Genomic DNA, 13,283 nt, shown 5'->3' with positions numbered 1-13,283 from the left:
CACCATGTCGACGACGCGTACCGACCCCGCGCCACGTAGGGGCAGAAAGTTTCGTGGCCCGGGGTCCGTCGGACCCCTCGGCCTCGGGGTCGCGGTGTTGTGGCTCAGCATCATCGTGCTGCTGCCGCTCGCCGCGCTCACCGTGAAATCGTTCGACGACGGCATCGTCGGCTTCTGGGATGCGGTCACGGCACCTCGCGCGATTGCGACGTTCGAGGTGACCCTGATCGTCTCGGTCGCTGCGGCGGTGGTGAACATGGTGCTCGGGACTCTCATCGCGTGGGTCCTCGTTCGTGACGAGTTCCCCGGCAAGCGGTTCGTGAACGCGTTGATCGATCTCCCGTTCGCGCTGCCGACAATCGTGGCGAGTCTCGTTCTGCTGTCGCTGTACGGGCCGGCGAGCCCGATCGGCCTGGTGTTCAACGCGACCAAGCCCGCAGTGGTCGTCGCACTGCTGTTCGTCACCCTGCCGTTCGTGGTTCGTGCCGTGCAGCCCGTGTTGATCGAGTTGGATCAAGAGGTCGAGGAAGCTGCGGCGTCGTTGGGCGCGAACAACTGGACGATCTTCAGGTCGATCATTCTGCCGGTTCTGCTCCCGTCCGTGCTGACCGGAACCGGACTCGCCTTCGCTAGGGCCATCGGTGAATTCGGCTCGGTCGTGCTGATCGGTGGCAACATTCCGGGCGACACGCAGATCGCCTCGCAGTACATTCGCGAGTTGATCGAGTACGACCAGACCGTCGACGCCGCCGCGATCTCGGTCGTGTTGCTTGCTTTCGCGTTCGTGGTTCTGTTCGTCCTGCGCATCGTCGGCAATCGCCTGGCACGTCGTGAGGAGCAGATTCGATGAGGATCGGATTACCGGTCAAGCTGTCGCTCCGGTCGATTGCGTTGCTGTATCTCGCTGCCCTCGTGCTGTTCCCGCTCGGTGCCATTCTGTACCGCACGTTCGAGAACGGCTTCCTCGAGTTCTGGGGGTTGATCACCACTCCGGCAGCGCAATCCGCCTTGCAGCTGTCGCTGCTGATCGTGGCGATCGTCGTGCCGGTGAACGTGGTCTTCGGTGTCATCACCGCGCTCGCTCTGGTTCGCGGTCGGTTCCGCGGCAAAGGCGTGCTCGAAGCGATTGTCGACCTTCCGTTCGCGGTGTCACCCGTCGTCATCGGTGTGGCACTGATCCTGTTGTGGGGTGCGAACGGTTGGTTCGGTGGACTCGAAACCCTGGGTTTCACGGTCATCTTCGCGCTTCCAGGCATGGTCATCGCGACCATCTTCGTGACGCTGCCGTTCGTGGTTCGCGAGGTGGAGCCGGTTCTGTACGAGATCGGCGAGGAGCAGGAAGAAGCCGCGTCGACGTTGGGCGCGTCGTCGTTGCAGACGTTCTGGCGCATCACCCTGCCCGCCATTCGTTGGGGTCTTACCTACGGGATCGTGTTGACCGTCGCACGTTCGCTCGGTGAGTTCGGTGCTGTGATCATGGTGTCCACCAACCTTCCCGGCATCTCGCAGACCCTGACGCTGTTGGTTCATTCGAGGTACGAGGACTTCAACCAGCAGGGCGCCTATGCGGCATCGACTCTCCTCATGGCAATCGCCGTCATCGTGCTGTTGCTGATGACGACCCTCGACAAGAAGAGGACGAAGTAATGACCGTACAGAAATCGGACGACATCGAGATCTCCGTCATCGGTGCCAACAAGCACTACGGCGACTTCGCGGCCCTCGACAACGTCAGCATCGACATCCCCAAGGGTTCGTTGACCGCGCTGCTCGGGCCGAGCGGTTCCGGCAAGTCGACGCTCCTGAGATCGATTGCCGGTCTGGAACAGTTGGACTCCGGCCAGGTCGTACTCGGTGGGCAGGACGTGACGTGGATCAGCCCCCAGAAGCGCGAGATCGGGTTCGTCTTCCAGCACTACGCCGCGTTCAAGCACCTCAGCGTCCGGGACAACGTCGCGTTCGGTCTGAAGATCAGGAAGCGTCCCAAGGACGAGATCAAACGCAAGGTCGACGACTTGCTCGAGATCGTCGGACTGGCGGGTTTCCAGACTCGGTTCCCTGCACAGCTGTCCGGTGGTCAACGCCAGCGCATGGCATTGGCACGGGCCCTTGCCGTCGACCCTCAGGTCCTGCTTCTCGACGAGCCCTTCGGTGCACTCGACGCGAAGGTCCGTGAGGACCTGCGCACGTGGCTGCGGCGGCTGCACGACGAAGTGCACGTCACCACCGTCCTGGTGACGCACGATCAGGAAGAGGCGCTCGACGTCGCCGACCGGATCGCCGTTCTCAACAAGGGGCGCATAGAACAGGTCGGTTCGCCCGAGGATCTCTACGACCGTCCGGGCAACGATTTCGTCATGTCGTTCCTCGGGCAGGTTGCCAAGCTCAACGGTCAATTGGTTCGCCCGCACGACATCCGGGTCGGCCGAGACCCGTCGCTGGCTCTCGCTCAGGAGAACGGGACCGCCGAATCCGCAGGCGTCACGCGCGCCGTCGTCCAGCGTGTCGTGCATCTCGGGTTCGAGGTGAAGGTCGAACTCCAGAACGCGGCCACCGGAGAATTGTTCGCGGCGCAGATCACCCGCGGCGACAGTGAAGCGCTGCAGCTGAACCCCGGCGAAACCGTGTACGCCAGAGCGACGAGGATCCCGGAGATCGCGCCGACGGGTGATGCCGTGCAGACGGATCCGCTGGAGAGTGCCACTTCCAGCTAGCAGCAACGGATTTCGGCTCCATGGCGTCACGGTCCCGGCGCACGCGCGCCGGGACTGTAACGGCAGTCCGTGATAATCGCATCTCCACGTGACGTGGTCGCACCGCTACGCCCACCGTGACGAATTCCACCGGGAACCTCGGGATAGGCCCCGCTACCGTCGGGGTACATGCGAGAAATGTTCAGCTCTCACGCCCGACTGTCCTGGGTGCTCGCCGGCCTCGCCGGGTTGGTCGGTGCCGCAGCGTTCACCAACACCGGTGGATACTTCGTGACGTTCATGACGGGAAACACCGAGCGCGGCGCGGTCGGATTCTTCCGAGGTGAGAACGCCATGGCCGCTGCAGCGATTCTGCTGATCCTGACGTTCGTCGCAGGCGTCGTCATCGCGTCGCTGTGTCGGCGCCACGTCTGGCGCGATCATCCACACGGCGCAACCGTACTCACCACCATCGCGTTGGCGATCGCATCCGTGGTCGACGTCGTGATGAGCGGATGGAGCGCTCCGCAGGTGCAGTTCGTGCCGATCCTGTTCATCTCCTTCGCAATGGGCGCGCTCAACACGTCGTTCGTGAAGAATGGTGAAGTGTCGATCCCGCTGAGTTACGTCACCGGAACATTGGTGAAGATGGGGCAGGGGATCGAGCGTCACATCAGCGGCGGATCGGTCAAGGACTGGCTCGAATACTTCCTGCTCTACGCAGCGTTCAGTCTCGGCGCTCTCGTCGGCGGAATCATGAGCCTGGCCATCACCGGCCCTCAGGTGCTGATCGCCGCCACCGTCGTCTGCGCGGTCACCACGCTCTACACCTACCGGCGGACGGTGGAGGACTCGTCGATTCTCGGTTGATATCGCGGTGCCTCGTCGAACCTGGACGACACCACGCCCGCGACGAGCGGATGGTCGCCGAGCACATCGGCACGTAGGGCCGAGTTGTCGAACGCACCGAACACTCTGTCGATGAGCAAGCCCGGCGCGAGAAACCACGGGGCTACGACGACTCGGCGGGGCCCCGCCGCTGTCAGCCGCGCGACGGCGTCGGCAGGCGGGGATTCGACCCCGGTCGCGAAGCAGACCTGCGCACCCGACCATTCGGTTCCGTCCAGAAGACGTGACGCCAACGTGCGAGTGCGTCGATTTGCAAGCGAATCCGAGGATCCGACGGCGGCGACGGCAACGGCGACGTCGGGGTCGTCACGGTCGACGCCGGTGCCCAGTACGCGTGCGCGGAGCACGTCGACCAGCCGCGAATCGTCACCGAGTACATCGGCCTGAGTGAACGTCATCCACGGGTATCGGACGCGCGCCGCGTCGAGTATGCCCGGAAGATCGACGCGCGCATGGAACGCGCTGCCGAGCAGGAGCGGAACCACGACCGCAGACGAATGTCCCTCGGCCGCAACCTCACCGATGACGGTGCCGACAGCAGGCTCGGTCAGATCGAGATACGCCACCCGCACGTCCAGATCCGGACGGCGAAGTCGAACGCCGTCGACCACAGCAGCAACGGTTTCCGCGGAACGCGGATCGCGACTGCCGTGGGCGACGGCGATCAGGACGCTCATGTCAGGCCGGTACCGATTCCCCCAGCTCGACCGCGGACAGGGCGTCGCCGACGAGGCCGGCAGCAAGAGTGTTGCCGCCGGAGGGATCGATGAGCAGGAAGCTTCCCGTGTGCCGGTTGACGGCATAGTCGTCGGCGACGATCGGCTCGGCGACACGCACCGAGATGCGTCCGATGTCGTTCAGCTCCAACGATTCCGGTGAAGGATCGGCCGTGAGGTTCTGCTCGTCGAACTTCTCGACGAGTGTGCCGACGATGGCCTGGGTGGTGCGTGTGCCGTGCTTGAGCAGCAGGCGGGCACCGGGACGCAGGGGCTTCTCGGCGAGCCAGCAGACGGTGGCGTCGAATTCGCCGATCGGCTCGGGAGCGTCCTGCGGCGAGACGATGGTGTCGCCTCGGGAGACGTCGACGTCGTCGGCGAGGATCAGCGTGACGCTGCGCCCTGCGTGTGCGGAATCTAGTTCTCCGTCGGCCGTGTCGATTCGCTCGACGGTGGTACGGGTTCCGGAAGGCAACACGACCACCTCGTCCCCGGGGGTGACGGCTCCTGCCGCGACCTGGCCCGCGTAACCGCGGTAATCGGGGAAGTCGGCCGTCCGTGGACGGATGACGTACTGCACCGGGAACCGCAGGCCGACGCGATGGGGCTCGGCGTCGACGGGAACGGATTCGAGGTGCTCGATGAGCGTGGGGCCGTCGTAGTACGGAGTGTTGGTCGACCGGACCGCGACGTTGTCACCGTGCAGCGCGGACACCGGAATCTCGACGACGTCCTCCGACGCCCATCCGAGTGACGATGTGAGCGAGTTGAACTCGGCCGAGATGTCCGCGAACACCTGAGCCGGATCCTCGACGAGGTCGATCTTGTTGACCGCGAGAACCAGCTTCGGCACACCGAGGAGCGCCAGAACAGCAGCGTGACGACGAGTTTGTGTGATGACACCTTTGCGGGCGTCGACCAGCAGAATCACCAACTGCGCCGTCGACGCACCGGACACCGTGTTGCGTGTGTACTGAACATGGCCGGGAGTGTCGGCGAGCACGAAAGACCGTGCAGGCGTGGCGAAGTAGCGGTACGCGACGTCGATCGTGATGCCCTGCTCGCGTTCGGCTCGGAGGCCGTCCACCAGTAGCGACAGGTCGGGTGTGCTCAGGCCACGGTCGACCGACGCCCGAGTGACGGCGTCGATCTGGTCTGCCAGCACCGATTTCGTGTCGTACAGCAACCGTCCGACGAGTGTCGATTTACCGTCGTCGACGCTACCGGCGGTGGCGAGGCGAAGAAGCTGCGAACCAGATGTGGACATGCTCAGAAGTATCCTTCGCGCTTGCGGTCTTCCATGGCTGCCTCGGAGACGCGGTCGTCGCCTCGGGTGGCGCCACGTTCGGTGAGGCGGGACGCGGCCACCTCCGCGAGGATGGCCTCGTTGTCCGCGGCGTCGGACAGGACGGCGCCCGTGGTGGATCCGTCGCCCACGGTGCGGTAGCGCACCGACAGTGTCTGCAGCTCTTCGGCTTCCGTCGGACCGCCCCACACGCCCGGGGTCATCCACATGCCGTCGCGCTGGTAGACCGGGCGCTGATGGGCGTAGTAGATGCTCGCCAGTTCGACGTTGTCCCGCGCTATGTAGCGCCAGATGTCGAGTTCGGTGAAGTTGCTGAGGGGGAAGACGCGCACTTGCTCACCGGGGGAGTGTTTGCCGTTGTAGAGGTTCCACAACTCGGGGCGCTGCTTCTTCGGGTCCCACTGGCCGAATGCGTTGCGCAGCGAGAAGATCCGTTCCTTCGCGCGAGCGCGCTCTTCGTCGCGACGTGCGCCGCCGAAGACCGCGTCGAAGCGGTTCTCGGAGATGGCGTCGAGCAGGGGAACGGTCTGCAAGGGGTTGCGAATGCCGTCGGGACGCTCGGTGAGGCGGCCGTCGGCGAGGTAGTCCTCGACCTTCGCGACGTGCAGGCGCAGGTTGTACTTCGCGACGACGTAGTCGCGGAAGTCCAGCACCTCCTGCAGATTGTGCCCGGTGTCCACGTGGAGAAGCGCGAACGGCAGCGGCGCCGGCCAGAAGGCCTTGATCGCCAGGTGCAGCAGGACCGTGGAGTCCTTACCGCCGGAGAACAGAATCACCGGGCGTTCGAATTCCCCTGCGACCTCGCGGAAGATGTGGATTGCCTCGGACTCGAGTGCGTCGAGAGTGTCGAAGCGCGCGCTGTCGACACGGGGGCGATCCGTTGCTGTGTTCACGGTCATGAGGCGTGCAACCCACATTCGGTCTTGGCCTTGCCGGCCCACCGACCGCTACGCGGATCGGCGCCGGGGGCAGGTTTGACGGTGCACGGCGCGCACCCGATCGATGGATATCCCTCGTCGACGAGTGGATTGACGAGGATGGAGTGTTCGTCGATGTAGCGCTGCATGTCGTCGTCGGACCACGCGGCGATCGGATTGATCTTCACCAGGCCGAATGCATCGTCGAACGAGACGAGGGGCGCGTTGGCGCGGGTAGGTGCCTCCACGCGTCGGATACCGGTGACCCAGGCGCTGTAGTTGGCGAGTTCCTTGCGTAGCGGAGCCACCTTGCGCAGTGCGCAGCATCGGTTGGGTTCGCGTGCGAACAGGTCTTTGCCTTCTGTCGAATCCTGCTGCGCCACGGTCTGTTCGGCGCGCGCATTGATAACGTTGACGCCGTACACGGCCTCGACGGCGTCACGAGTGCCGATGGTTTCCGCGAAGTGGTAGCCGGTGTCGAGGAACAAGACGTCGACGTTCGGGTGTACCTGCGCGGCGAGGTGAACGAGAACGGCGTCCTGCATGTTGGACGCCACGATGTAGTCGTTGCCGAACTCTCGTTCGGTCCACTCGAGCAGCTCGACGGCATTGGCGCCGTCCAACTCCCTCGCGCCGCGCTCGGCGATCGATTTCAGCTGATCGACCGACAGGTCCAGTCTGGTAGTCATCGCAAATCCGCCTCGTCTGCTCGCACGGCCCACTGAGCGAACCGCTCGCCTTCGCCTCTGTGCTTCACGAAATTCCGCACCACTCGCTCGATGTAGTCACCGAGTTCGGTGCTGTTCACCTTGTGCTGGCGCAGCTTCCGGCCGAACGCACTGTCCAGACCGAGACTGCCTCCTAGGTGAACCTGGAATCCCTCGACCTGATTCCCGGCACCGTCGTCGACGAGCATTCCCTTGAATCCGATGTCAGCGATCTGGGAGCGCGCGCACGAGTTGGGGCAGCCGTTGATGTTGATCGTGACCGGTACGTCGAGCTGGGCATTGATGTCCTCGAGGCGAGCCTCGAGGTCCGGAACGAGAACCTGTGAGCGCTTACGAGTTTCAGCGAAGGACAGCTTGCAGAACTCGATTCCACTGCAGGCCATCAGGTTCTTGCGCCAGTGCGACGGCCGGGCAGGCAGTCCGAGTGCGTCGAGGTCCGAGATGAGCTGCTCGAGCTTGTCGTCGGGGACGTCGAGGACGATCAGCTTCTGGTAGGGAGTGAACCGCAGACGATCCGATCCGGCCTTCTCGGCTGCGTCGGCGACCTTGGCCATGATCGTTCCGGAGATGCGGCCGGCGATCGGCGCGACGCCGACTGCGTTGAGCCCGTTCTTGAGTTTCTGGACGCCGACGTGGTCGCGGGGGCGGGCAGGCTTTTCCGGCGCCGGGCCGTCGATCAGCTTGCGGTGCAGGTATTCGTCCTCGAGCACCTGACGGAACTTCTCGATTCCCCAGTCCTTGATCAGGAACTTCAGGCGAGCTTTGGTGCGCAGGCGGCGGTATCCGTAGTCGCGGAAGATGGAGACGACGCCTTCCCAGACGTCCGGCACGTCCTCGAGCGGCACCCACACGCCGACGCGCTGGGCGAGCATGGGGTTGGTCGACAGTCCGCCGCCGACCCAGAGGTCCAGTCCCGGTCCGTGCTCGGGGTGGTTGACTCCGATGAAGGCGCAGTCGTTGATCTCGTGCACCACGTCCTGCAGGCCGGAGATGGCCGTCTTGAACTTGCGCGGGAGGTTGGAGTACTCGGGCTTGCCGATGTAGCGCTCGACGATCTCGTCGATGGCGGACGTCGGGTCCAGTACCTCGTCCACGGCTTCGCCGGCGAGAGGAGATCCGAGGACGACACGCGGGCAGTCGCCGCACGCCTCGGTGGTCTTCAGGCCGACTGCCTCGATGCGACGCCAGATCTCGGGGACGTTCTCGACCTCGATCCAGTGGTACTGGACGTTCTCGCGGTCCGACAGGTCGGCGGTGTCGCGAGCGAATTCCTGGGAGATCCCGGCGAGGGTGCGGAACTGTTCGAGGTTCAGTGCGCCCGCGTCGCAGCGGATGCGCATCATGAAGTACTTGGCTTCTAGCAGGTCGATGTTCTCGTCACCGGTGAACGTGCCGTCGTAGCCTTGCTCGCGCTGGGTGTAGAGACCCCACCAGCGGAACCGACCGCGCAGGTCGCCCTTGTCGATGCTGTCGAAACCCTGCTTCGAGTAGATGTTCTCGATGCGGGCGCGGACGTTCAGCGGGTTGTCGTCCTTCTTGGACTGCTCGTTGGCGTTGAGCGGTTCGCGGTAGCCGAGCGCCCACTGGCCCTCGGCTCGGCGCTTGGTCGGCCTGGCGGTGCGCTCCCTGGGGGCGACGCGCGCAGGCGTGGACGAAGCGGCGGACGTGGCCGCGTCGGTTGTCGACGACATCGGTGTGCTCCTGGATCTATCGGCTTCCGGGCCGCCGCGGGGAGAGGGCTGGTTCTCGCCGCGTGCACGCGCATCCGGACGGATCGTTCTGACTTCGAGTGTGGGTGTTCGGTCGAGCAGGCCGGCGCAGAGCTCAGCTACAGACTCGACAACAAGGACACGAAGAACTGCACACACGCTTGAGATCGACGTGGCGACGCGCCACGAGCGGGATCCCGGAGTCAGTCACGCCGACCATTGTGCCACGTCATTCCTGCTGGTCCGACCGCAGCAGGGCTATTTACCCACGATTTTCGGTAAATAGGCAGGCAGAGGGCCGGAAACTCGCGGCGCGCCCCCGACACGAGGCTGCGAGCCCGCGAGGTGATTCGGTGCGCTCGACTTCTGGGACACTGGAGCGGTGAACCTGCTCGCTGCCCCGCCCGTCCCACTCGACCTGCCCGACGAGGCGTTCGACGGAATCGGACAGCGGCCGTTCGGAATCTACGTCCACGTCCCGTTCTGTGCGACGCGCTGCGGGTACTGCGATTTCAACACGTACACCGCCGGTGAGCTGGGGACATCCGCATCGCCGGAGTCCTGGATGGACGGCCTGCGGCGCGAGCTCGACGCTGCGGCCGCCGTGATGGACGCGCGTTCCGGGCACGTTCCGACGGCCGACACCGTGTTCGTCGGTGGCGGCACGCCTTCTCTTCTCGGGGGAGCCGGTCTTTCCGACGTGCTGGCCGCTGTGCGCTCGAGCTTCGGCCTGACCGAGGGAGGCGAGGTCACCACGGAATCGAATCCGGAATCGACGTCGCCGCAGTTCTTCGAGCATCTTCGTGCCGCTGGGTTCACCCGGGTCTCGCTCGGCATGCAGTCTGCCGCCCGGCACGTACTGGCCGTTCTCGATCGCACTCACACGCCCGGCCGGGCGGTGGCGGCTGCGAAGGAGGCGCGCGAGGCAGGCTTCGAGCATGTGAATCTGGACCTTATCTACGGAACGCCGGGGGAGAGGGACGAGGACCTCGACGCGTCGTTGGTCGCGGTGCTCGACGCAGGCGTCGACCATGTGTCCGCGTACGCGCTGATCGTCGAGGACGGAACCGCGATGGCTCGCAAGGTCCGGCGCGGAGAACTCCCGATGCCCGACGACGACGTTCTCGCGGGCCGGTACGAGCGGATCGATGCGGTGCTGGACGCTGCCGGCCTGCACTGGTACGAGGTGTCCAACTGGGCGACCGGCGCCGATGCGGAGTGCAAGCACAACATCGGGTACTGGGACGGCGGCGATTGGTGGGGCGCCGGACCAGGCGCACACAGTCACATCGGCGGCACGCGCTTCTGGAACGTCAAGCACCCGGCCCGCTACGCGGACGATCTGGCGTCCGGTGCTCTGCCGATCGCGGGCAGCGAACGGTTGACGGCGGACGATCGCCACCTCGAAGAGCTGATGTTGAAGATCCGGTTGAGAACCGGCCTTCCCGCCGATGTGCTGAGCGAGACGGAACGCAGTGCAGCAGCGCAGGTGGTTGCCGACGGCCTCATGACGTTCGGGGACGGACGCTATGTGCTGACCGACCGTGGGCGCCTGCTCGCCGACGCCGTCGTCAGGGCGATTGCGGCCTGACCGGTCGGGTGTGGACCGTCAGGCGCCGAGGACGTCGTAGTCGAACACGCGGGCGTGCAACACGGTCCGGTTCCGGAGCGCAGCGCGCACTGCACGATGCAGTCCGTCCTCGAGGTAGATCACGCCCCGGTAGTGAACGGCGTGGGGGAACAGGTCGCCGTAGAACGTGGAGTCCTCGGACAGGAGTCTGTCGAGTTCGAGCACCTTCGTCGTGGTGACGATCTCGTCGAGTCGCAGCTGCCTCGGCGGGATCTTGGACCAGTCCCGCAGAGAGAGACCGTGCTCCGGGTACGGCTTCCCGTCGCGTACGCCCTTGAAGATCATGCGGTGAACGTCGTCGAAGTCGAGTAGGTCACCGCACCACAGTAAGGCCTTGGACGGCTCGTGTTCGTCGCGGCTACTAGACTCAGACTGTTGACAACCGCGTGACCGAACGAACCGAAGGGGGGAACGTGTCGAGCACCGAGGACAGGCGATTCGAAGTTCTGCGTGCAATCGTCGCGGATTACGTCTCCACTCAGGAACCGGTCGGCTCCCGGGCGTTGGTGGAGCGTCACAATCTGGGCGTGTCGAGCGCGACCGTCCGCAACGACATGGCGGTGCTCGAGGCCGAGGGGTACATCGCGCAGCCGCACACCAGTTCCGGTCGTGTACCAACCGACAAGGGGTATCGACAGTTCGTGGACCGCATCGCGGACGTCAAACCGCTCTCGTCCGCCGAGCGCCGGGCAATTCTGGAGTTTCTCGAGAACGGCGTCGATCTCGACGACGTGTTGCGACGCGGTGTGCGGCTGCTGGCCCAGCTGACTCGTCAGGTGGCGGTCGTGCAGTACCCGACCCTGTCGGTGTCCTCGGTTCGTCATCTCGAGATCGTCGCGCTGACCCCGGCACGGTTGCTGATGGTGCTCATCACGGACTCGGGCCGCGTCGATCAGCGGATCGTGGAACTCGGCGACGTCATCGACGACGACGAGCTGGCGCAACTGCGGCGACTGCTCGGTGGCGCGATGGAAGGCAAGCGACTGGCTGCGGCGTCGGCTGCCGTCGCCGAGCTCGCGGAGAACTCGCCCGCATCCCTGCGTGACGCCATCATCAGGTCGGCAACTGTTCTGATCGAATCGCTCGTCGAACATCCCGAGGAACGGTTGGTTCTCGGGGGAACCGCGAATCTGACGCGCAACGCGGCGGACTTCGCGGGCGACGCGGGCTTCCCCGGGTCCTTGCGCGGTGTCCTCGAAGCGCTCGAGGAACAGGTCGTCGTGCTCAAGCTTCTAGCCGTGACGCAGGACACGCGCACGGTCACCGTCCGGATCGGCGAGGAAACGCAGGTCGAGGAGATGCGCGGCACCTCGGTGATTTCCACTGGATACGGTTCGGCTGGCATGGTGCTCGGTGGCATGGGTGTGCTGGGGCCCACGCGGATGGACTATCCAGGAACAATCGCATCGGTTGCGGCCGTTGCGAGATACATCGGAGAAGTGCTCGCAGAACGCTGAGCACCTCCAGCTCGACTGCATCGGCTCGATCAACCAAGAACAGATTCGAAGAAAGAGACTCACGTGGCACGGGACTATTACGGAACACTCGGGGTCGGTCAGAAGGCCACCGACCAGGAGATCAAGCGCGCCTACCGCAAGTTGGCGCGTGAGCTCCACCCCGACGTGAACCCGGACGAGGCTGCCCAGGCTCGGTTCAAGGACATCTCGACGGCGTACGAGGTGCTGTCCGACCCGGAGAAGCGCCGCATCGTCGATCTCGGCGGCGATCCGTTGCAGCAGGGCGGCGGCGGAGGCGGTGGCTTCGGCGGCGCGGGCTTCGGCGGAGGTCTCGGCGACGTCTTCGAAGCGTTCTTCGGCGGTGGAGGCCAAGGCGGCGGGCGTGGTCCCCGTGGCCGTGTTCAGCCCGGTGCCGACTCCTTGCTGCGCACCAAGCTGACGCTCGACGAATGCGCCACCGGTGTCACCAAGCACATCACCGTCGACACGGCGATTCTCTGCGACGTGTGTACCGGTTCCGGCACCAACGGGGACTCCAAGCCGGTGCGCTGCGAGACGTGTGGCGGTGCCGGTGAGGTCCAGTCGGTGCAGCGCTCGTTCCTCGGCCAGGTCATGACGTCGCGCCCGTGCCCCACGTGCCGCGGAGCCGGCGAGACCATTCCCGACCCGTGCCGTAAGTGCGCGGGTGACGGCAGGGTGCGGTCGCGTCGTGAGATCTCGGTGAAGGTGCCCGTCGGCGTCAGCAACGGAATGCGTATCCGCCTCGCGTCACAGGGCGAGGTCGGACCGGGTGGTGGCCCTGCCGGTGACCTGTACGTCGAGATCGTCGAGCAGCCGCACGAGGTGTTCGTTCGCGACGGCGACGACCTGCACTGCACCATCCGCGTCCCCATGGTGGACGCAGCACTCGGAACATCGGTGTCCGTGGACGCCATCATCGACGGACCGACCGAGATCACGGTCGACCAGGGCACCCAGCCGGGGTCGGTCGCGGTGCTGCGCGGACACGGAATGCCGAAGCTCCGCTCGGGCGTCCGCGGCGACCTCCACGCGCACTTGGAAGTCGTCGTGCCCTCTCGCCTGGACAGCAAGCAGACTCAGGTGCTCGAGGACCTGAAGCGGTTGCGTGACCGCGACGCCGCCGAGGTCGTCACCACCGGATCTCAGCACAGCGGCGGGTTGTTCTCCCGGTTGCGGGAAGCGTTCAGCGGTCGCTGA

Annotated in this window: 13 protein-coding genes; 7 read left to right on the top strand and 6 right to left on the bottom strand. The window is 65.2% G+C overall.

What is annotated here, in order from left to right:
* Window positions 1-4 precede the first annotated feature (4 nt).
* The 4 genes from cysT (at window position 5) to H292_RS0112545 (ending at window position 3,563) form a co-directional block, all read left to right on the top strand.
* Complete coding sequence (cysT, locus tag H292_RS0112560) at window positions 5-850, top strand: sulfate ABC transporter permease subunit CysT (protein WP_080733908.1); 846 nt, start codon at window positions 5-7, stop codon at window positions 848-850.
* Window positions 847-1,647, top strand: coding sequence for a sulfate ABC transporter permease subunit CysW (gene cysW / locus H292_RS0112555; protein WP_019667505.1), 801 nt, complete (start codon window positions 847-849; stop codon window positions 1,645-1,647). Before cysT ends, cysW begins: the two co-directional genes overlap by 4 nt.
* Window positions 1,647-2,714 (top strand): sulfate/molybdate ABC transporter ATP-binding protein, encoded by a 1,068-nt coding sequence (locus H292_RS0112550; RefSeq protein ID WP_020111638.1) that lies wholly within the window; start codon window positions 1,647-1,649, stop codon window positions 2,712-2,714. The genes cysW and H292_RS0112550 overlap by 1 nt, the downstream gene beginning before the upstream one ends.
* Before the next feature lie 177 nt (window positions 2,715-2,891).
* Window positions 2,892-3,563 carry a YoaK family protein gene (locus H292_RS0112545; RefSeq protein WP_020111637.1) on the top strand — a complete coding sequence of 224 codons (672 nt, stop codon included), beginning with the start codon at window positions 2,892-2,894 and terminating at the stop codon, window positions 3,561-3,563.
* Here H292_RS0112545 and H292_RS0112540 read toward each other — a convergent pair.
* The 5 genes from H292_RS0112540 to H292_RS0112520 are packed head-to-tail and all read right to left on the bottom strand — an operon-like array spanning window position 3,524 to window position 8,960.
* A complete protein-coding gene (locus H292_RS0112540) occupies window positions 3,524-4,279 on the bottom strand; it encodes a sirohydrochlorin chelatase (protein ID WP_020111636.1) in 756 nt (251 codons plus the stop codon). The genes H292_RS0112545 and H292_RS0112540 overlap by 40 nt on opposite strands.
* Window position 4,280: 1 nt before the next feature.
* Complete coding sequence (locus H292_RS0112535) at window positions 4,281-5,585, bottom strand: sulfate adenylyltransferase subunit 1 (RefSeq protein WP_019667501.1); 1,305 nt, start codon at window positions 5,583-5,585, stop codon at window positions 4,281-4,283.
* 2 nt (window positions 5,586-5,587) lie between these two features.
* Window positions 5,588-6,523: a sulfate adenylyltransferase subunit CysD gene (gene cysD, locus H292_RS0112530; RefSeq protein ID WP_019667500.1), complete on the bottom strand. Its 936-nt coding sequence runs from the start codon at window positions 6,521-6,523 to the stop codon at window positions 5,588-5,590.
* The gene (locus tag H292_RS0112525; RefSeq protein ID WP_019667499.1) at window positions 6,520-7,230 is read right to left on the bottom strand and encodes a phosphoadenylyl-sulfate reductase; all 711 of its coding nucleotides are present in this window, start codon (window positions 7,228-7,230) and stop codon (window positions 6,520-6,522) included. Before H292_RS0112525 ends, cysD begins: the two co-directional genes overlap by 4 nt.
* Window positions 7,227-8,960, bottom strand: coding sequence for a nitrite/sulfite reductase (locus H292_RS0112520; protein WP_020111635.1), 1,734 nt, complete (start codon window positions 8,958-8,960; stop codon window positions 7,227-7,229). Before H292_RS0112520 ends, H292_RS0112525 begins: the two co-directional genes overlap by 4 nt.
* 400 nt (window positions 8,961-9,360) lie before the next feature.
* Here H292_RS0112520 and hemW point away from each other — a divergent pair, with 400 nt between their 5' ends.
* Window positions 9,361-10,569 carry a radical SAM family heme chaperone HemW gene (gene hemW, locus H292_RS0112515; protein ID WP_020111634.1) on the top strand — a complete coding sequence of 403 codons (1,209 nt, stop codon included), beginning with the start codon at window positions 9,361-9,363 and terminating at the stop codon, window positions 10,567-10,569.
* Window positions 10,570-10,587: 18 nt separating this feature from the next.
* On the opposite strand, the gene H292_RS0112510 is transcribed toward hemW, so the two are convergent.
* Window positions 10,588-10,893 carry a type II toxin-antitoxin system VapB family antitoxin gene (locus H292_RS0112510; RefSeq protein ID WP_019667496.1) on the bottom strand — a complete coding sequence of 102 codons (306 nt, stop codon included), beginning with the start codon at window positions 10,891-10,893 and terminating at the stop codon, window positions 10,588-10,590.
* 128 nt (window positions 10,894-11,021) lie between these two features.
* Between H292_RS0112510 and hrcA the strand changes: the two genes are divergently transcribed.
* The gene (gene hrcA / locus H292_RS0112505) at window positions 11,022-12,065 is read left to right on the top strand and encodes a heat-inducible transcriptional repressor HrcA (protein ID WP_026348199.1); all 1,044 of its coding nucleotides are present in this window, start codon (window positions 11,022-11,024) and stop codon (window positions 12,063-12,065) included.
* A 63-nt stretch (window positions 12,066-12,128) separates the two neighbouring features.
* The gene (dnaJ, locus tag H292_RS0112500) at window positions 12,129-13,283 is read left to right on the top strand and encodes a molecular chaperone DnaJ (RefSeq protein ID WP_019667494.1); all 1,155 of its coding nucleotides are present in this window, start codon (window positions 12,129-12,131) and stop codon (window positions 13,281-13,283) included.

This window comes from Rhodococcus sp. 114MFTsu3.1, from assembly GCF_000383555.1.
Taxonomy (GTDB): domain Bacteria; phylum Actinomycetota; class Actinomycetes; order Mycobacteriales; family Mycobacteriaceae; genus Rhodococcoides; species Rhodococcoides fascians_E.
This window is presented reverse-complemented; position numbering and strand designations above follow the sequence as displayed.